The organism is Streptomyces sp. NPDC055140 (assembly GCF_053607285.1).
This window is the reverse complement of the sequence record NZ_JBSGTG010000036.1, coordinates 12,394-30,541: the sequence shown is the minus strand read 5'-3', so window position 1 is coordinate 30,541 and position 18,148 is coordinate 12,394. Positions and strand designations below refer to the sequence as shown.

Annotated in this window: 17 protein-coding genes; 9 read left to right on the top strand and 8 right to left on the bottom strand. The window is 71.2% G+C overall.

Annotation, left to right across the window (positions count from 1 at the left end; genetic code table 11):
• The first annotated feature begins 96 nt into the window (after positions 1–96).
• The 4 genes from ACWFR4_RS41060 (at position 97) to ACWFR4_RS41045 (ending at position 4,001) form a co-directional block, all read left to right on the top strand.
• A complete protein-coding gene (locus tag ACWFR4_RS41060) occupies positions 97–579 on the top strand; it encodes a hypothetical protein (protein ID WP_453656673.1) in 483 nt (160 codons plus the stop codon).
• Positions 580–680: 101 nt separating this feature from the next.
• Positions 681–1,727, top strand: coding sequence for a bifunctional DNA primase/polymerase (locus ACWFR4_RS41055; RefSeq protein ID WP_453656672.1), 1,047 nt, complete (start codon positions 681–683; stop codon positions 1,725–1,727).
• A 3-nt stretch (positions 1,728–1,730) separates the two neighbouring features.
• Entirely contained in the window at positions 1,731–3,245 is a 1,515-nt protein-coding gene (locus tag ACWFR4_RS41050; RefSeq protein WP_453656671.1) for a DNA primase family protein, read from the top strand.
• Positions 3,246–3,584: 339 nt separating this feature from the next.
• A complete protein-coding gene (locus ACWFR4_RS41045) occupies positions 3,585–4,001 on the top strand; it encodes a DUF6009 family protein (protein ID WP_453656670.1) in 417 nt (138 codons plus the stop codon).
• A 238-nt stretch (positions 4,002–4,239) separates the two neighbouring features.
• Here the strand turns inward: ACWFR4_RS41045 and ACWFR4_RS41040 are convergent, their stop codons facing one another.
• Entirely contained in the window at positions 4,240–4,536 is a 297-nt protein-coding gene (locus ACWFR4_RS41040) for a WhiB family transcriptional regulator (RefSeq protein WP_453656669.1), read from the bottom strand.
• A 179-nt stretch (positions 4,537–4,715) separates the two neighbouring features.
• On the opposite strand from ACWFR4_RS41040, the gene ACWFR4_RS41035 reads away from it, so the two are divergent.
• The gene (locus ACWFR4_RS41035) at positions 4,716–5,474 is read left to right on the top strand and encodes a hypothetical protein (RefSeq protein ID WP_453656668.1); all 759 of its coding nucleotides are present in this window, start codon (positions 4,716–4,718) and stop codon (positions 5,472–5,474) included.
• Between the two features lie 812 nt (positions 5,475–6,286).
• Here ACWFR4_RS41035 and ACWFR4_RS41030 read toward each other — a convergent pair.
• The 3 genes from ACWFR4_RS41030 to ACWFR4_RS41020 all read right to left on the bottom strand — a co-directional run bounded on the left by ACWFR4_RS41030 (position 6,287) and on the right by ACWFR4_RS41020 (position 9,017).
• Positions 6,287–7,561 (bottom strand): MFS transporter, encoded by a 1,275-nt coding sequence (locus ACWFR4_RS41030; protein ID WP_453656667.1) that lies wholly within the window; start codon positions 7,559–7,561, stop codon positions 6,287–6,289.
• A gap of 481 nt (positions 7,562–8,042) precedes the next feature.
• Positions 8,043–8,408 (bottom strand): SH3 domain-containing protein, encoded by a 366-nt coding sequence (locus ACWFR4_RS41025; protein WP_453656666.1) that lies wholly within the window; start codon positions 8,406–8,408, stop codon positions 8,043–8,045.
• Between the two features lie 249 nt (positions 8,409–8,657).
• Positions 8,658–9,017: an SH3 domain-containing protein gene (locus ACWFR4_RS41020; RefSeq protein WP_453656665.1), complete on the bottom strand. Its 360-nt coding sequence runs from the start codon at positions 9,015–9,017 to the stop codon at positions 8,658–8,660.
• A gap of 445 nt (positions 9,018–9,462) precedes the next feature.
• Here ACWFR4_RS41020 and ACWFR4_RS41015 point away from each other — a divergent pair, with 445 nt between their 5' ends.
• The 3 genes from ACWFR4_RS41015 to ACWFR4_RS41005 are packed head-to-tail and all read left to right on the top strand — an operon-like array spanning position 9,463 to position 11,560.
• On the top strand, positions 9,463–10,623 hold the full coding sequence (locus ACWFR4_RS41015; protein ID WP_453656664.1) for a pyridoxal-dependent decarboxylase: 1,161 nt from the start codon (positions 9,463–9,465) through the stop codon (positions 10,621–10,623).
• Positions 10,620–11,327: a hypothetical protein gene (locus ACWFR4_RS41010; protein WP_453656663.1), complete on the top strand. Its 708-nt coding sequence runs from the start codon at positions 10,620–10,622 to the stop codon at positions 11,325–11,327. The genes ACWFR4_RS41015 and ACWFR4_RS41010 overlap by 4 nt, the downstream gene beginning before the upstream one ends.
• Positions 11,324–11,560, top strand: coding sequence for a hypothetical protein (locus ACWFR4_RS41005; protein WP_453656662.1), 237 nt, complete (start codon positions 11,324–11,326; stop codon positions 11,558–11,560). The genes ACWFR4_RS41010 and ACWFR4_RS41005 overlap by 4 nt, the downstream gene beginning before the upstream one ends.
• A gap of 116 nt (positions 11,561–11,676) precedes the next feature.
• On the opposite strand, the gene ACWFR4_RS41000 is transcribed toward ACWFR4_RS41005, so the two are convergent.
• Positions 11,677–12,018 (bottom strand): hypothetical protein, encoded by a 342-nt coding sequence (locus tag ACWFR4_RS41000; RefSeq protein ID WP_453656661.1) that lies wholly within the window; start codon positions 12,016–12,018, stop codon positions 11,677–11,679.
• Positions 12,015–13,577 carry a hypothetical protein gene (locus tag ACWFR4_RS40995; RefSeq protein ID WP_453656660.1) on the bottom strand — a complete coding sequence of 521 codons (1,563 nt, stop codon included), beginning with the start codon at positions 13,575–13,577 and terminating at the stop codon, positions 12,015–12,017. The genes ACWFR4_RS41000 and ACWFR4_RS40995 overlap by 4 nt, the downstream gene beginning before the upstream one ends.
• A 346-nt stretch (positions 13,578–13,923) precedes the next feature.
• Here ACWFR4_RS40995 and ACWFR4_RS40990 point away from each other — a divergent pair, with 346 nt between their 5' ends.
• The gene (locus ACWFR4_RS40990; protein ID WP_453656659.1) at positions 13,924–15,777 is read left to right on the top strand and encodes a hypothetical protein; all 1,854 of its coding nucleotides are present in this window, start codon (positions 13,924–13,926) and stop codon (positions 15,775–15,777) included.
• Between the two features lie 25 nt (positions 15,778–15,802).
• Here the strand turns inward: ACWFR4_RS40990 and ACWFR4_RS40985 are convergent, their stop codons facing one another.
• Positions 15,803–16,387, bottom strand: a complete 585-nt coding sequence (locus ACWFR4_RS40985; protein ID WP_453656658.1) for a hypothetical protein — start codon at positions 16,385–16,387, stop codon at positions 15,803–15,805.
• 460 nt (positions 16,388–16,847) lie between these two features.
• Positions 16,848–18,077 (bottom strand): DUF1173 family protein, encoded by a 1,230-nt coding sequence (locus tag ACWFR4_RS40980; protein ID WP_453656657.1) that lies wholly within the window; start codon positions 18,075–18,077, stop codon positions 16,848–16,850.
• Positions 18,078–18,148 lie beyond the last annotated feature (71 nt).

Here is an 18,148-nt window from a genome sequence, read left to right as displayed (position 1 = left end):
AGGGTCACTCACCTTCGAAGCGCCGGCCCGATCTCCACTCTGTCCGTTCGTGTGCGGACGGCTGCTCGACTAGCAAGGACTGTTGTGACTCCGGACTTGACTGTGCTGTTGCGCCCGCGGTCTCAGCGGTGGGTCGCGGCGCAGGCTGGCGTCGGCACCCAGACGCTGCGCAATCTGAATCGGATCGGGCTGATGCCGCCCGCCGATGAACTGCGTGCGGTGGATGCCGTGTTGGCGCTGTGCGCGAACGCGCTCAGCGCGACGCGGTCGACGAACCGCCGGGCGAAGTCTGGGGTGCGCACGCAGGAGGCGCTGGCCCGTGACCGGCAGGCGATGGCGCTGGCGCGCGAGTTGCTGGAATGCGGCAGTGTCGAGGCACGGACGACGCTGGTGGTCGATGGCAGCCGTGTGGAGGTGCAGCATGCTCTGGAGGCCGTGGCCGACTGGCTGCACCAGGACGTGGATGCTCCTGAGCCGCTGGTGTTGATGCCGCTGGGCCGGTGGGCCACGACGATGCAGAAGGTCGTGGTAGAGGAAGGCGGTGTGGGTGTTGACGACTTCCCCGCGCTGGCCAGCTGACCGTCTTGCTCCCGAGGACCGGGCCCGTCGCTCGGCGGTTCTGTCTCCGGCGGTTTCACACCGGGGGGAGGCAGGGTCCGGTGGAGAGTAACTCTGCCTCGGTGGCCTCCTGGTTCGCGCGGCGCGGCTGGCCCGTGTTCCCGTTGCAGCCCGGCCACAAGACCCCCCGTCCTGGATGTGCACGGTGCCGCCGCAGCAGTGGGCAGTACGTCGACCATGCGGCCTCGACCTGTCCGTGCATCGCGCGCGGCCGTTGGTGTCACGGCTTTTACGCAGCGACCTGCAACCCGGAGCGGGTCGATCAGTGGTGGAGCGAGCGGCCCGTTCCGGGCGTCGGCGTCGCCACGGGCTCGGCCGGGCTCGTGGTGATCGATGTCGACTGTCACTCCACGCAGCCGGGCCCGGCCGAGCGGGTGCTTCCTGGGCTCGTGGTGTCGGAGCAGGACGCGCAGTCGGTTCGCACCGGCCTGGACACCTGGCAGCTCCTTGCCCGGCTGGCCGGCGGCCCGAGCACTGGCGATGTGCCCACGCTGACGGTTGCCACGCCCAGCGGCGGTCGGCATCTGTGGTTCACCGCCCCGCGGGGGACCTGCTGGGCGAGCTCGGCGGGCGGTGATCACACTGGGCGGTCTTTGGGCTGGCAGCTGGATGTGCGGGCTCAGGGCGGCTACATCGTGGCGCCGGGGACGCGGACCCAGTCCGGCCTGTACCGGGCCGTAGGAGAGGTACGCAGTGCGGCGCTGCTGCCGCCGTGGCTTGCCGGTGCGCTGGAGCGCACCGGTCATCTGCTGCGTGCGGCTCCCCGGCCGCGGCCGGCCTCGGTGCCCAACCTGGCCCGGCAGATCGCCGCGCCGCAGGCAGACTCCGCGTGGGCCAGCGCTGTTGCTGCCACCGCCCTGGCGCAGGTCACCGACTGCGCGCAGGTGCCGGACGGCAGCGGCTGGAGCACCAAGTTGAACAGGGCCGCCTTCACCATGGGAGGTCTTGTCGCTGCCGGTCTGGTGGCAAGCGACGCCGACGCGCACCGCGCGTTGGTGGACGCGGCCGTGCTGGCTCGCCCGCAGCGAGAACGCGAGGCGCACAGGATCATCCGGCAAGGACTGGTCGCTGGGCAGCGTCGCCCCCTGAACCCGACGAAAGACCGCTGAGTTATGAGCTACACAAGCGCCAGCTCGGCCGTTCCGACCAGCCGAGCGCCCAACGATCCGCTCCTGGGCGCGCCGCGTGCAGGTGAGGCGGCGACGGGTCCCGCGCGGCCTGTGGTGCTGCTGCCGGACGAACTGAACGACTGGGACATGGCTCACCTGTTCCAGCGGGTGTACGGCGAGCACTACCGGTACGTTCACTCGATGGGCTGGTACCGGTGGGCGGAGTACCGGTGGGTGCCGGATGCCAACACCACCGCGATCCGCTACTCCGCGTTGCAGTTGGCATCCAGCATGCCGCGCAGGGACCCGCGCACCGATGAGAACCTGCGCCACTCCGACAGCGACCTGGCGAAGTACCGCCGGCGGATCCTCAACGGAGGAGCCGCTTCGCTGGTCAAGGTGGCCGAGACTCTGCCGGAACTGACGCTGCAGCCCGAGGATCTGGACTCCGATCCGTACGCCCTGTGCACGCCCGGAGGCGTGGTCAACCTGCGCACGGGCGGGATGGTCCCGGCTACGCCGGAGCAGGGGCACACCCACGCCACGTCCGTCACGCCCCGGGTCATGCCGACGCCGATGTGGGACCGGTTCCTCTCCGACACCTTCGGTGACGATGCGGCCGGGCAGGAGATGAAGGCCTATCTGAAGCTGCTGTGCGGCTATTCCGTCTCCGGCGACCAGGGAGCCCAGGTACTCGCCTTCCTGCACGGCCAGGGGCAGAACGGCAAGTCCGTCCTCGTGGATGTCCTGCTGTCCCTGCTGGGTGAGTACGCGGACTCGGCGCCCCCGAACTTCCTGATGGCCTCCCCCTACGCTGACCACCCCACCGAGCTGGCCGACCTGCAGGGGCGGCGCCTGGTGGTGTGCTCGGAGATCAACCAGGAGTCCCGCTTCGACGAGGCCAAGTTCAAGCTCCTCACCGGTGGCGACAGAATCAAGGCCCGTCGCATGTACGAAAACTTCTACTCGTTCGAGCCCACGCACAAGCTGTGGCTGGTCGGCAACCACCGCCCCACGGTTCAGGCCGGCGGCTACGGCTTCTGGCGCCGGATGCGGATCATCGAGTTCGACCGGATCGTGCCCAGCGAACGCGTGGTGGACAACCTCGGGGCGCGCCTCGTCGCCGGGGAAGGCCCGGGCATCCTGCAGTGGCTGATCGACGGGGCGGTGCAGTACTTCAACGGCAACGACCTGCGCCTGGACGGCCCGCAGGGCGTGCGCCTGGCCACCCAGGACTACGAGGAGACCGAGGACTCGGTCGGCCGCTTCCTCAAAGAGTGCTGCGTGCTGGACAGCGGGCACCGCGCCTTCCAGAAGCAGCTCGGCGAGGCCTACCGGGACTGGTGCCGCGCCGAGGAAGTCGCGCCGGTCAATCCCCGCACCTTCGCCCAGTCCGTCCGCCAGCGGCTCAGCATCCGCACCGGGCAAGCCCTCCCCAAGTCCAACGGCAACCGGTTCTTCCCCGGCCTCGGACTCCTCACAGAGGCTTCCGAAACAACCGAGAGGACCACCTCATGACACAGGGGCTCAGCCAGGGACTCACGCAGGGGCTGACGCCCCAGCCCAGCCCCTCACCACGAAACAGCAGGTCAGGCCACCCCACACGCCCTCGGCAGGGGCTGAAAGGGGCCGACTTTAGGGAATCTCCCCCCAGAGGGGATCCCCGAGACGCAGCTCAACAACCTAAGATTCCAGCCCCTTTCAGCCCCTGTGAGCCTCTCCATGTCTTCTGAGAACCTCCCTGACCTGCTGCTTTCCTTTCACATGGGCGGTGAGAACGCAGGGTCCGGGGCAGCCCCTCGTTCGGCCCCCGTTCCCTCGCCCCGCCACGAACCGACGTACCCAGGAGTGACGCCGATGTCCGACCCCGCGACGGCGAGCCTCTCCCAGGAGGTAGGGATCGTCTGGGTTGAGGGGCAGGAGGTAGTCGAGGCCACGTACGACTACGTGCGGTGGATGTTCGAGAAGACCAGGAACAGGACCGGGCGCCCCAGCGGAGCCATGCGGGCCGGCCGGATCGTGGGATACGCAGAACTCAGCGGGAACGCCGAGCCCACCGAACCCTCACGCCGCTACCGGCGGCGCGTCTTCTACGTCAAGGACAACGACCGCAGCGAGCCGGACGGCCAGTACCAGGACGCCACCCCTCACGAGGCGGTTGACCCCCGCACCGTGCTGCCCGGCGTATACGGCCGTCTCACCGACCGAGCCCGCGGGCGACGCCCCGCAAGCGACACCACCGCAATCGACCCACCGGACGGCACACTGTTCTGACGTGCCGCACTTTTTGCAGATCATGGCCCCTTGAGCCCCTGAGCAGGCCGCCAGTGGCCGGGTCCGAGGATTGTTGAGGTTGGGCCCCTTCAGCCCCTCATACGGGGGCGAAGGCTGAAACAAAGATTCTGAGGGTTCGGCCCCTTCAGCCCCTCGCTTGGGAACGGGGGCATGCTGACCTGCAGTTTCTTTAAGAATCCCAGGAGGGGCCGGGCATCATTCGCAACTCCCCGACCTCTCAGCCCCTGGCCCGGGCATCGAGGCTGAGCCCCTCCACCAACACCCGCTGCCAGGAAACCACGTTGGGCCGTCGCTTGAGCAGGGCCCGGCGCTCCCGCTCGGTCATACCGCCCCACACGCCCCACTCGACGCGGTTGTCGAGGGCGTCGGCCAGGCACTCGATCCGCACAGAGCACCCCGAGCAGACCGACTTGGCCCGGTTCTGACCAGCGCTGTCAGCGAACAGCATGTCCGGCTCATCGCTGCTGCGGCAGGCCGCATCCTCGCTCCAGTGGTCCCTGGTCAGGCTGGACATGTCATTCCTCCCCCGTCACCCCCGGCGACAGCACCAAGCCTATTGCGCAGCTGTCGCACGGGGCGCAACGAGCCCCTGCAGAGCGTGCCTGCAGGCAGGGCGCCGTGCAGGAGAGCAACTACCCCCCGACTGCGGTGCGTAGCATGCGCAGCAACACACCAGGACAAGGAGTTACCGCCGTGGCCAACGCGCCCGCGAACACCATCCAGACCAAGTACGCCCAGCAATGGGCCGACGACCTCCAGGCCAACCGCACTCGGCAGGGCGAACTCACACAGGAGCTGGAGCAACTCAAGACCGACGAAGCTTGGTTGCTTCAGCACCTGAAGGACGTTCCCACAACTGCAACCAGTGCAACCAACGCCGCGGTGGCCGAAGATGCGCCCGCAAAGGACGAGAGCGGCGACTCGACCGCGACCGTTCCGCAGCCCCGACAGGACGCCCCGGCCAAGGCCGCCGCCAAGAAGACAGCCAAGGCCGCCGCCAAGAAGACAGCCAAGGCTGCGTCGAAGAAGGCAGCCGCGAAGAAAACGACGGCCAGGAAGCCTGCAGTCAAGGCCGCACCCAAGGACCCGGTGGGCCAGGCAATGCCCGAGAAGGCGAACGAGCCGGCAAAACCTCCACTGCACGAGCTCATGCTGGCCATGCTGCTCAAGATGCCCGGCGAACCGCGCACAACCAAAGAACTGCACACCCAGCTTGCTGAGGAACATCCCGACCGGGCGACGACCATGCAGACCGTACGCAACAGCCTCGATCGGTTGATCGCGACGTCCCGCGGCGAGCGCACCAAGCAGGGGAACACGGTGATGTACTCCGCCGGCATCAAAACGAATGCCGCCCCCACCGAGGCCGACGCCACCGCCTCTGGCGCTGGTGGCAACGTGGAGCAGGCGTCCGCCGCGGAGGTGGATGACAAGGCCGCAGTCGGGGCCTAGCCGTAGCGGCAGCTGCACGCCTATATGCAGCGTGGGCGCGCCGCGAAGTGTGCGACTTGCGCGCGGGCCTACTCGCCACACCCCACCAATGACTGCCCTGGTTGCCCCGTGTGAGACGCAGCCGATCATCAGACAGGCCCGGCCCGGCGGTGTCCTACAGCTACGGATGGCCGTAGGTGCTGGAGTCGATCAGTGGGCACGGAGCGTCTGCCTGGCCCTGGTGGCGCGTGCGGCGATGAGGGCTGTGAGCCACCGTGCTGGACCCGGGAAGTGGAGGAGCCGCCAAGGAGCCGGGCGGCAAGGCCGGTCACTGCGTCGGCGTACCCGGTCACGGCTGCGCCCGCCCGAGCCGTGTGAAGGGGCCGGGGCGGGCGCCGAGTTGGGACGGTGCCGCGGCTACGGCCGCGCGAAGGGGCGCGTGGCGAGGTCCTCACCCGGGCGGACAGCGGTGGACGGGCGGGACATGAGCGGGCGCAGATTCATCGAAGGCTCCTCGGAGAAGATGGTGAAGCGTCGGTCGGACAAGGGTGATCTCAACAGGAGCGGCCCGCCACCGCCAGAGACAAAAGCTGACGAAATCCACTAATTCCCCTGGATGGGAAACGAGTTGGTGCGGTGGTCTGGGGTGCGGGACAAATCCACGCCTGCGCCGCAGCCCCGGTCCGTCCGGCGGGCTGCCCCCGGCGCGGCCGCAGAGCGAGGCCGTCGCGCCCGGTGTGGTCCGGCGGGGCGCCTGGATGTGCCAAAGCCCGGCACGGCGATCTGGCCGGCGTGCCGGGAGGTAGGGGCGGGCGCCTGTGGGCTGCTGCGGCTCACACCGCAGTAGCTGCCGGGACGGGTTCCACACGGGCCGAGAGCAGCAGCGCGCACAGGGCAGCGGCCATCAGCGGGACGGCGAAGTGTCCGCCGAGCGGGCCGGCCAGGGCTGTGCCGCCTGCCAGGCCGAGGCGGATCGCGCTGGACATCCAGCCGACCGCCTCGGTCGATGTGCCCGGCGGGGTGATCGAGGTGACGGTCAGGCTGGCCACGGTCAGCAGGGGGACGAACAAGGCGCCCGGCAGCATCGACAGGAGGAGGATCGCGGGGGCCGGCAGCGGGGCGAGCAGAGGGAGCCAGCAGGCCGCGAACGCGGCGCCCAGCAGCATCAGATGACGCGGTCTCGGGGCGGTCGCAGGCTGGAAACGGGCGAACAGGATGCCGCCGAGCAGCCCCGCCGCGGAGAACGTCGCGGGCAGCGCGCCCGCGAGCCAGGACGCGTCCTGCCGTGCGGCCACAGCGATCCCGGCGACGTCGAGGGAGCCAACTGTGGCGCCGAGAAAGACCAGGGAGACCAGCAGGGGGCGCATCGCGGGCGGACGCAGCACGCCGAGCGGGTCACGGCGGCGGGGCTCGGCCCGCCAGGTGCGGGCGGGGCGGGCGGTGGCGAAGGCGAGGGAACCGGCCAGGGTGACGACCGCCGCCAGGAAGAGGGCCGCGGCCGGAGAGAGCCAGGTGGCCATCGCAATGGCCAGAGCGGGGCCGGTGACGTAGACGATCTCCTGGGCGGAGGAGTCCAGGGTGTAGGCGGTACGTATGTGCGCGGCGTCGGGCAGTAGGGCGGGCCACAGCGATCGGAGACCGCCCTCCAGCGGCGGGCATCCGGCTCCGGCCAGAGCGACGCACACGGCGGTGAACAGCAGGTTCGAGGTACCCACCAGAGCCAGAGTGCCCAGCGCCGTGGCGACCAGGACGGCACCGAAGTGGCAGGGCAGGGGCAGGCCGCGCAGGTCGGCCAGCCGTCCCAGCAGCGGCAGGCCGAGTGCCGGGGCGATGCCGTAGAGCGCGGCCAGCAGGCTGGCCCTGGCCAGGGAATGGCCGTCGGCCTGCGCCGCCAGGATCAGCGCGACGGGCACCATGCCCAGCGAGAGCCGTCCGGTCACCGACGCGATCAGCAGGCGGCCGCAATATCGGTGGCGCAGCACGTCTTGGAAGGTCGGCGGGGTGCGCGAGGGCGCCCGTTCGGCCGGGGTGGGCAGCGGGGATGTCTGCGGAGCGGGGCCCGGCGCCGCGGTGGTGCGGGGGACGTCACGGACCTGTGCGTGGGCCATTGCCTGCCTGCCTCTGCAAGAAAAGTCGGGTTGTCTCGCGGCGCTGCCCACACAGCTGGCTCGTCAGGGGCGCAAGCCGTGATGGCGGGGCCAGCGGCACGGGGACGAGCCGCTGGTGGCACAGCCCAACAGGGCACCCAGTCCGCTTCAACGCCGCTTCCCCGGCAGCGGTCGGCGCCGAGGGGCAAGTCCCAGCGTCTGGCGCGGCGTTTGCCCTCACCGGTCCGCCTCACGGGGTCCCGGCCAGGCCGGTGGGGGCGGCAAGCTGCAGTGGCGTCGCCTCGCCAACCGATTCGGCCGGCGGTCGGCGGGCCGGAAGACGGCGCACCGTCAGCGTGCCCACGCCGGGGCGACCGGGCGGCCCGACACGGCACACGCCCCGGCGTTCTCCTCACTACAGGCTCCTCGGAGGCCGCGCTCCCGCTGGCCGCCGCCACAATGTCGCGCAGGCGAGCCGAGCGGGTACACCCGATCCCTCAGATCAGCAGCCCTGGGTGCCCTTGGGGACGTCCTTGTGCACGTAGGCCCAGTTGACCCACCCCGTGGTGCCCGCGCGGAGGCCGTTGCGCGACTTGGCCCTCAGCGTGGCCTTGTACCAGGTGCAGTTCCCGAACCCGCCGGGGTTCGTCGCGGTCACCCTGATCTTGTCGCCGGTGGCCAGCAGCCCCTTGACTGTCGTCTTGGTGCCCGGCGCCGTATGGAAGCGGATTCCGGTGCCGCCTTCGATGGTGGTGTCGTAGTCGCGGACGTTGTGCACGGTGTACGCCGAGGCAGGGGACGCCGCCAGGGCGCCGACGGCGAGCGCTGCGGCTATCAGCGTGGTGGCGGCGCGGATGCGCTTCTTCATGGGGTCCTCCGATACAGGTGTTCATGAGCCGGGCGGTCCGGGCTCACTGCAGTGACTCGCCCGCAGGGGGCGAGCGTTGAGGCGGTCCTGGCCGAGGCCACGCTGATGGCGCCCGGCGAAGCCGGCACTTTGGGCGGGTAGCTGGCGGGGCAGGACGGTGTGCGTCCCGTTGACGTGTCCTGCGGCACCGGTCCGGCATCTCGGCACAGCGGCCGACAGGGGAAACGGGATCCCGCACGACCTGCGAGCTCAGCCCGCCAGGCCCACCAGACCGTCGTCACGCACCCAGCCCCGGGTGTCCTTGCGGATGCCGGACTTGGAGCGCTGGGTGAGCTGGCTGTAGTCCCAGTTGCCGCGGCTGCACAGCACCGTCAGCTTGTCGCCGCGGTACAGGTAGCCGAGGCTGGCGTAGCCGGTGGCCGGGCCGGTGCGCAGGTTCCAGCCGTTCTTGCCCACCGTGGCGCCGAAGTTCGACCAGTTCACGGTGCACTTGGAGTTCTCGCCGACGGCCTGCGCGGCCGGGGCGGCGCTCACCGTCAGGACGGCGGCAGCAGCCAACGCCATGACGGCGGGGAGGGCGGCGGCGCGGGTCGCGATACGGCGGATCATCAAGGAGCCCTTTCGAGGAACGTGCTGTGGAAGTGGCCTGGCAGCGACGATGCTGCGCACTTCTGGGCGGCCGGTGACCGGCTCCCCCGCCCGGCTCCCACGGCCTGCAACGGCAACTTGGGGCGCCGTTGCGCAGGGCGGGAGAGCTGCGCCGCCGGCCGCGAGGAGGTGCCCCGCTTCGGCTACCGCCGGGCCGGGGGGCTGCTTCGGGATCGGCAAGGTGGGCACGGGCCGGGAGTTGTACGAGTTGGCGCACGGGCAGACGCCGCCGACAGGCAGCCAGTGCCCGCGGCCGTCAAGTCCGTGGGGCGGGAGACGCAGCCCGGTTGTGCGCCGCATCCTCCCGCCCCACGGCGTGCTCGGCGCCCGGGCGGCCTGAGGCGGCTGCGGGCGGGCGTAGATGGGTGGCGCCTGTTGCCCGAGCGACCCGTATGGAGCCGATGACGTGAGCCCCCGCACCGCCCCGAACCTGCCCGAGGGGGACCTGACCATTGGCTTCCAGCCGTCTGCGGCCGCGGCCGACATCCGCAAGCTGTACCGCGCCCTGGACCGGGACGAGCGGCCGTTCCTCGGCTTTCCGGGTCACCTGGGCCAGGCGATGGCCGAACTCACCCCGCTGCTGGGCATGTTCGTTGATCAGCGCAGCGACCCGTACGCCCCCTCCGTGTTCGACGACGGCACCCGGGAGTACGAGGAGGCGGTGCTCACCTACTTCGCCGCGCTCGCCGGAGCCTCACCCGAGCAGGCGCACGGCTACGTGGCGGCCTCACCGCGCGAAGCGCTCCTGCACGGTCTGGTCATGGCCCGCCGCGGGCTGCCTCAGCCGTCGGTGTACGTCAGCGAGCAGGCTCACCTCGACGTCGTGCGGGCTTGCTACCTGCTGGGGATGAACAAGGTGCTTGTGAAGGCGCTGCCCGACGGCACGATGGATCCCGACGACCTGTGTCTGCAGACACGGATGCGGCGCGGGGCGGGGGCACTGGTAGTGGCCACCTGCGGCACTCCCCTGCGCGGCGCCATCGACAACGTGGCCGAGCTGCGCGCCGCGGCCGCCGCGTTCGGACCGGTCCGTGTCCATGTCGATGCGAGCGCGGGCGGGTTGACGGCCGCCCACAGCAACCAGGTGCCGCCGTGGTCCCTCGCGCACGGGGCGCACTCCATCACCCTGTCCGGGCACCGGCTTCTGGGCCTGCCCGTCCCGGCGGGCATCTCCCTGATACGCCGCGAGCCGGACCCGCCTACGACCCTGGGGATCCAGGTGCCCGACCGCCTGGTGGTCGGCTCCCGCAGCGGGCTGAGTGCACTGCTGCTGTGGACGCGGCTGCGCTCCCTCGGACGGGCCGGTGTGGCCGCCATGGTCGCCCGATGCCAGGACGTCGCCGCCTACGCACGCGAGCAGTTCGAGGCCGCGGGGGCATCGCCGCAGCGGTTCCCCGGCTCCCTGACCGTCACCTTCGACCGGCCCCCGAACTGGGTGGTCGACAAGTGGCACCTGCAATACACCGGGGACCGGGCGCGGATCACCACCACCGGCCCCATGACGCACACCGCCGTCGATGAGCTCACCGCCGACCTGTCCGCCGCCCACCCAGGAGTTGCCGCGTGACCCCCGCTGTGCCGCTGCCCCGCTCCCTGCTCTCCCTGCCCGCCATCGTCGGCGATCTGATGGACCACACCCCCGAGTCCGCGTACGCGCATCTGCGCGACACCCACCCCACGTGGTTTTCCAGCCCGCCCGGCGACGGCGCGATCGGCATCATGCGCTGGCCGATGACCGAAGGGCAGGTTCTGCACCGTGACCAGGAGCGGGTGGTGCTCGAGGACCCGGTGGTCCTGCCCGACGGGCAGCGGGCCCGCCGTCTGCGGGTGCTCGCCGCACGGCCGGAGCCGCCGGTGGCCGTACTCCCCCTGCTGGACGACCAGGTCGTGCTCGTCGACCGGTTCCGGCACGCAGCCCGCGCCTGGCAGTGGGAGATCCTCAGGGGCGCCGGAGTTGAGGGCGCCTGCGACGCCGAGAACGCGGCCGGGCAGCTGCAGGACCAGCTCGGTGCGACCGCCTCGCAGGTGATCGGCCTGGGCCAGGTCCACCTCGACCCGGCGATCCTGGCCGAGGCGGTACTGCTGTACGCCGCGCGCATCGACGCGGTGGGCGACCCCGCGCCCAGCACCGGCATCCGTCAGGTGCGCACCGTCGCCTTCGCCGAGGCGGAGCAGATGGCCTTCGCCGGTCAGATCACCGACGCGGTGACCATCACGACGTTGTTCCGGGCCCGCCAGGCTGGTCTGTGCGAAGGGGGTCTGGTCGCATGACGGTGAGGCCAGGGCGCGACCGGCTGACTACAGTCGTCGAGCGTGCCATCGAACAGAACCTGCCCGGCGGCACGTACGGGGTGGACATCACGAGCATGGCCGATGAGGTCGTGCGGCAGGTCCGCCGGCAGTTGGCGATCGAGCGGTTGCAGGAGACAACCGCGAAGCTCGCCGAGACACTCAACGGGCTCACCCCGGCCCGCAGGAAAGCGTCGCCGGAAGACAGCGCCTGAGACTTTTAGTGCAGGCCGCGAGCGTCTACCGGGTGTGCTCGTCGCCTGCGTCGAACCCCAGGGCGCGCAGGGCTTCTTCCCATTGCCCGGATCCGGCCAGCCACCGCCCTGCGCATCTACCGGATCGTCGTGGAGCGCTCGTCACCTTCGGCGCCCGGCCGCCAGCTCAGACAGTCGGCCGTAATAGCCAGCGGCATGAGCAGGACCACCGCCACCAGACCCACGAGCGCGGCCAGCCGCACCACCGCCCCCAGCAGCCCGACCACAACGGTCACCAGCGGCCACCCCACGGCCGGCAAACACAGGGCCAGGTAGAGGAGGCTGTGCCCGGCAGCGAGGGCGGTGCCGCACAGGAGCGTGGCCATGGCCGCCATGGCGAGGTGGGGCAGGCCGCGCCGGATGAGCGGGTCAACCGCGCGCAGCAGCAGGGAGATCACGGTGCTCAGGGCCCAGGTCACCGGTTCACTCCAGGGGTGGTGGAACCGGCGCCCAGCGCCTGGGCGTGGGCCTCGTCGTGGGCGGTGGGCGCCGCCGGGTCGGGAGCGTCCGGGGCGGCGGCGGGGCGCGCCATGGCCTGCAGACGGGCGCGGATGTACTCCTCGTCGAGGGGAACTCCGGCGGGCGCGGTGTGCTTCAGTGCGTCGCGAGTGCGGGTCAGCAGGTCGCTCTCGGCACCGGTGGCGGAACGCCGGTGGGCGGGCACCGGCTGCTGGAGCTGGTAGTGGATCTGGCCGTCCAGCACCTGAGCCGCGCGTTCCAGGGTGCCGAAGGCCTCGATGACGCGACGCTGGCTCTGCGCGGCCGCGACCGGGGCGAGCGCCTCGGGCAGGTCGGGAGGGGCCGGGGCGGGAAAGGCCAGGCGGCCGAGCGCGTCGTGCATGAGGTGCAGTTGACCCTCGCGTGCGGCCAGGTAGGAGGTCTGGGCGTTCAGCAGTTCGGGATCGGCGAAGTAGTCGGTGCTGTCCTCGGCCGTGGTCGCGGCGCGCTGCGCGCTCAGGTCCTCGACAGCGTCCTGCGCGGCGGCTGAGTTCTGCCGCCAGGCGGCGGCCGGGCCGCTGGTGTCCAGGGGGCGGGCCGGGATCGGGAAGGCGTCGTGGAGCTGCTGCGCCTCCTGCTCGCGCCCCGAGTACGCGGCGGCGGTGTAGGCGCGGACGGCCTCGCGGGCCTGGGCCAGGTGCGCGGCGCGCGGTGCGTCGAGGGCGCGGACGGTGCCCCCCGACAGGGCGCCGTCGGCTCGCAGGTCGCGCAGGTAGTCGGTGATGTCCGGCTCGAGGACAGCTCGCAACTGCTGGGCGGGCGCATCCCGCAGGGAGATCTGGTCGAGCAGCCAGTCGGCCATTTCCGTGAGCGCCGGAACGTCGGCGGACAGGGATGCCACAGCGTGCCAGTCCTCGATCAGCTCGGCGCGGGGACGGTAGGGGCGCTCCAGCCGGTCGAGGAGGTTGACGACCTTCTGCCCGGTGCTTTCCACCAAGTCCGCGGTCGCCTCGTCCTGTTCGCCGGCGCGCTCCAGGCTCTGGGCGAGTACGGAGCGCGGCGGGTAGCCGGCCAGGGCGCGCATGTGGCAGGTCCAGGCGGCGGCCGCGGCGATCCACCCGAGCTCCAGGCCCTGCGGCGCTTCGGCGTTACGCCGGTACAACCAGCTGGCCAGCAGGTCGGTGAGCCGGGCCGCGTCGGTGGCTGGGTCCTGCATCAGCTCGGCGGCCAGTTCACCGGGAGTGTGCTCGCGCAAGCCGCCGGGATCGGCGGTGATGATGGCCAGTTGCTGTACTCCGTCGTCCAGTTTGAGCCAGCGGCGCACGGTCTCCTGCCGGCCGTGGGTGACCTCCTGCCGCGCGATGCGCGTGAGGTCGGCGCCCATGCGGGCGATCCCGCTCTCCCCCACCCGGGGCACCTCGGCCTCTGTCCCAGCGGTCGGCTCGCTCCCCTCGGCCACCCACGCCAGGGCGTACGCGTCCTCTCCCCGCTCGGTCAGCCAGGTACGGAAATCGTCAGGGAGGGGGTGCTGCTCGCTCATCCAGGGGACCTTCTGCTCGGCGGAGGGACGCCGCGCGGCCCGTGGGCGGCGGCTGGCGGCAGCTTGCCCCCACCAGGGCTGCCCGGTGGCCGACCATCGGCCCGATTCCGCCGGGTGGGAGACGGCACGAAGGCGTCGGCGTTCTCGTCCCGCCCAGCGGAACGAGAGACCCCGATGCCCGCCTGCGCGAGGGGCCCGCGGGGAGCGTGGACAGCCAGCGGGCTGGGCGCTGCCTGTCGGCGCGGAACTCGGCGCGTGGGCCCTGAAGATCAGGCTGGAGCACAAGGGGCAGCCGCCGGCCGTATCGGCGACGGTCCGGCGGACATCGGCGAAAGGGCACACCCTCGTGGAGAACACCGCCCGGCTGTACGCATTGACCAGCACCGTGCTGCTGCCCTTCGGCGGGCAGTACGCCGGGGCGCAGTGCTTGGTTGCCGCCCCCGCCCTCGCCGCCCGCTGGTACCTGCAGCACGAGCGTGAGGAACGGTGCCGGGTGACCGCGACGGTCAGCTCCGACGGCGGGGCCACCTGGCACGATCTGCTGCCTCATGAACTGTTCGACGCCGCACATCGGGATCTGGCAGACCTACGGCGACCGACATCCGACGACGAGGTCTCCGTAACAAGGGGGCGGGCAGGCGCACTTGAGTGGGCCATGGCCCTCGCGGTGCAGGAGTGGGCCGAGGCACGGATCTCCTTCACCCAGCCCGCCGACCCGGCCCCGGACGCCGACTCCGTCGCAAGCGAGCGAGGGTGGCGGCGCGGCGGCCAGGCGTGGGCGCTGGCCACAGGAACCGTCCCCGACGAGACGGCGCTGTCACTCTTGGCAACTCGCTACGGCACCGCGCCCGGCAACGGACCCGCCCTCCTGCGCGAGGAGGCCCGACGGACCCTCGCCGCCCTGCATGCAGCAGCAGATCCGGACAGCCAGGACACCGCCACGCTGCTGCACGCAGCAGGGCACCTGCACCCCCAGCTCCTCGCGGACGGGACGACCCAATTGCACGACCACGCCCGGAGGGTCCACGACGCCCTCGTGGACCAGCTGGTCCACCGCTTCCCCGAAGCGTCCCGCGCTGCCGCCGCCTTTCCTGAGCCGGACCATCCCGCCCACCGTGCAGCGCGTGCGTACGTGGGACAGCTGGCACTGCTGCACGACACACCGGGAATGAAGTACCGCGTCCAAGCCAGCGACGACTACTACAAGGCGCTCGACACAGCCCTTCAACAGCACGACATGCCCCACCCGCCAACGTCTCCCGTGCCTGGCAGCGAACAACCCGCCGTGGTCCCCGGCTTCCCGCGCACCGTGGACAACGACGCACAGGCGGCCGCCCAATGGCGGCTGCTGTCTCCCGCCGCACACCGACAGGCAGCCGAGGCGATGAACCGCCTGGAAGTCACCGTCGTCGCCGGCATGCCGGACCACGAAGGCCTGCGCAGCCAGGAGCAGCACGCCGAACAGGACATCCAGGAACTCAACGCCCACCACGCCCTACTCCTGCACGCCAGCCTGCTCGCCGACGCCGAAGCTGCTGCTGAGCAGGCCAGAAGGAACGCCATCGTCTCCCTGCACGAGGAGTTCGAGCATCAACTCGGCGGCTGGAACCCCCAGCGCCAGGACAGCTACATGGCCAGGCTGCGCGCGGTCGAGGATGAGATCGGCCAGGTGCTGCTGCAACAGCGCCAGCTGACGCGCGATGCTCTGCACCGTCTGTCTCCGCTCACCAAGAGCCGACGGGGCCTGGACAGTCTCCGTGGATCGGTCCTCCTGCGGGCCGGACTGGATCAGCCCTCCTACGACAATGCCTGGGCAGAGCAGGCTCGAAGGGCGCAGGAATTCGACCGGACGCAGATGCAACAGCTCGCCCAGAAAAGAGGGGAAGTGCGCGGCATCAAACGCAGGGTGACACCTTCCGACGTCGAGACAGCCCGAGCCCAGGCCGATCAGGCCCGGACCCGCTGTGACGCACTGCGCTCCAGTAGCGCTCCGACGCACCGTGCGCTGGCGGTCCTGAGCGGTGTCGTCTCCCTGTCCGTCACCGGGACCGACCAAGCCGTCGAGCTCGCCGCCCGCATCACCCAATCCCGCACTCATCGAGAGCAGGCTCACCCGCGGGTGAGCTCCCGGGCGGCCGCCCTTGCGCAGCCCCACCCTTCCTCGGCCGTCCCTGCGGCGGTCAGCGCCCGCCACCGGTAGGCACGAGAGCCCAGCAGTGCTCCGCTCAGCGCCCCTGCCCGGACCGCCGCCGGCGGGGCCGCTGCGGTGCGCGCCGAGAGCCCGGTACGGAGGCCGGGTCGTCGCCCTCCGGGGAGGGGATCGCGGCCGAGGAGAAGCCGCCCGCGACGCTCGGCCGGGCGGGCGCCGGGACCTGCTCGGTCTTCGCGACAGGACGGGTGGGGCGGCCCGGCCGCGCGGCCCGGGCCAGGACGGTGGCGTTCGGGATGAGCGGGGCGCAGGTTTCGCAGACCTCTTCGACGCTCCAGACCCGGCGCACGACAGGGTCGTGCCGCAGGATCATCACCACGGCGCCCGCGCAGTACGCCTTGGCGTCGGGGTGGGCGCCGCAGCGCTGGGAGCCGCAGTGGCACCAGGCGTTGGGGCGGATGGTGGCCACCTTCGCGTGCGCGGCCGCGTGCTGGGCAGCGAAGGCGCGCAGCTCGGTGAGGTCCTCGGAACGGGGCGGCATCCGGCACGCCGCGGTGCTGCAGGTGACCGCGGCACTGCGGCCGCCGCGGCCGATTAGCCGGACCGTCCAGGCCCGCCCGGGGATGCGCTCGGTGGAGGATTCGCTGTACGCGGTCGTCACGGCCGTCCGTTTCTCGTTGCTCAGATGCTCAGTGATGTTGCTCCACTATGTGCTACCCGATGGCGTGTTGGGCAGCACGCTTCGGCTCCCGGCATCACGGGTCCAGGCGGTGGGTCGGCCGCCCGGGCCGATGTCCCATCAGACCGCAGCCTCCGTCGAACGAGTAGACAGGGCCCGCTGATGCCGGGCAACTGGGGACCTGCGGGAGGGCTGGGTGAGGCCATGTACCGGGGGCAACGACCCGGAGCTTGCCTGGATGGAAGCCGTCAGACTGCTGACGCAGATCGAGGGAGCGGCGGCTGAGGCGGGCAAGCGCCACACAGCGCAGAGCCGCGCGCCTCGTCAACGACGCGTGCAACGATGAGCGGATCTCGAGGTACTGCACTCCCTGCATGGGAGTATCACGGGCAGCCGGAAGCCCGGGTTACGGCCGGGAGTGGGGTCGGAGTCGATGGCCGGGCTAGCTCCGGCCCGGGTGCGTGAGTACGGGCAGCGGGTGGTCGATGTCCCACTCGATGAGCAGGCGCCCCTGGCGTTGATAGAACTCTCGCTTCTCAGCCTTGCGCAGGTCGTAGCTCTCGCGACCGTGGATGCCGTAGACCTCGACGTACGCCGCGGGTGCCACGTCGGTGAGGACGAAGTCGGGCAGGACAGCATCAGCGGTGTCGTAGCGCAGGGGCTTGATGAAGGCACGGCGACAGGCCGCGAGGGCGTCGGCCATGACCACCTCGTAGGAGGAGTCGGCGGGAATGTAGGTGCCGGTGGTGAGCATTACGGCCAGGTCGACGACGGCGAGGTGCCCCTTGGGACTGCGCTCGACGACGAACAGGGCGATCCGTGTGGCGTCATGCTCGGCGGCCGTCTTGCCGAAGGCATGCCGGTAGGAGCGGGTGGCCCGCGCGTGCAGGGCCGCGCGGGCATAGAGCGGGGTGCGCTGGTGGGCCAGGCGGTAGGCGACGCCGTACGGGGTGGGTGCCACCTCTTTGATCTGTCCGAGGATCAGGGCGCGCCGTTCGGTCATGCCGTGGCGCCCCAGGCGTGCACGGAAGGTATCCAGGGCGGCGACGTTGGCGTCGGCCGCAGCGAGGGTGAAGGGCGGCACGACGTAGAGCGCCTCGTCCATGTCCCGGCCGTTGACGGTGGTCTCACGCAGTTGTTGGTGCAGCCGGGCGTGGCACGTGCGCCAGGTGAGGCGCCCTGTCTGCGGGTGCGAGACGTTGAGTTGGGCCTGTTCCCACAGCCAGTGCAGCAGTCCGAGCAGGCCGACGGAGCGCCGCGAGCCTGGTTCGTCGCCGGTCTCATCCGGCGCGGCATCGTGGGTTTCGGGCTGCCCCAGGAGGCTGGTGAGGGGGGTGGCCAGGCGGATGCGCACGCCGTCGTCGGCCTCCCGGATGGCCTGCGTGCTGTAGCGGTCGCGGCCGGACAGGCCGGGCCCGAGTTTGTGGAAGGGGCAGTTGGCATCGTGTTGTTCGCCCTCGCCGGGCCAGCCCGCGACGTGGTAGCGGCCCGCGCGGGTGCAGCGGATCACCAAGCGCAGGGCGGGGCGGCGGCACAGGCACCAGGCGTGGCCGACCTCGGCCCGGGCACGGGCGAACAGCGGGGCTGCCGCCGTGGAGTGCTCGCGCAGCCAGGCAAGTTGTACGGTGCGGCCCGCCAATTGGATACGTCCGGGGCCGGTTGTGGGTGCCATATGCGTCTGCCTTCAGCCGAGAAGGGAGCCCGCACCGTGGTCTGGTCTTCGAGCGCGGGGGTGTCGGTGTC

What these genes read in the sequence shown, in the direction of transcription:
- ACWFR4_RS41050 (WP_453656671.1), top strand. Translation starts at nt 1,731, where the DNA reads ATGAGCTACACAAGCGCCAGCTCGGCCGTTCCGACCAGCCGAGCGCCC.
- ACWFR4_RS41045 (WP_453656670.1), top strand. Translation starts at nt 3,585, where the DNA reads ATGTCCGACCCCGCGACGGCGAGCCTCTCCCAGGAGGTAGGGATCGTC.
- ACWFR4_RS41040 (WP_453656669.1), bottom strand. Translation starts at nt 4,536, where the DNA reads ATGTCCAGCCTGACCAGGGACCACTGGAGCGAGGATGCGGCCTGCCGC.
- ACWFR4_RS41030 (WP_453656667.1), bottom strand. Translation starts at nt 7,561, where the DNA reads ATGGCCCACGCACAGGTCCGTGACGTCCCCCGCACCACCGCGGCGCCG.
- ACWFR4_RS41025 (WP_453656666.1), bottom strand. Translation starts at nt 8,408, where the DNA reads ATGAAGAAGCGCATCCGCGCCGCCACCACGCTGATAGCCGCAGCGCTC.
- ACWFR4_RS41020 (WP_453656665.1), bottom strand. Translation starts at nt 9,017, where the DNA reads ATGATCCGCCGTATCGCGACCCGCGCCGCCGCCCTCCCCGCCGTCATG.
- ACWFR4_RS41005 (WP_453656662.1), top strand. Translation starts at nt 11,324, where the DNA reads ATGACGGTGAGGCCAGGGCGCGACCGGCTGACTACAGTCGTCGAGCGT.
- ACWFR4_RS40995 (WP_453656660.1), bottom strand. Translation starts at nt 13,577, where the DNA reads ATGAGCGAGCAGCACCCCCTCCCTGACGATTTCCGTACCTGGCTGACC.
- ACWFR4_RS40980 (WP_453656657.1), bottom strand. Translation starts at nt 18,077, where the DNA reads ATGGCACCCACAACCGGCCCCGGACGTATCCAATTGGCGGGCCGCACC.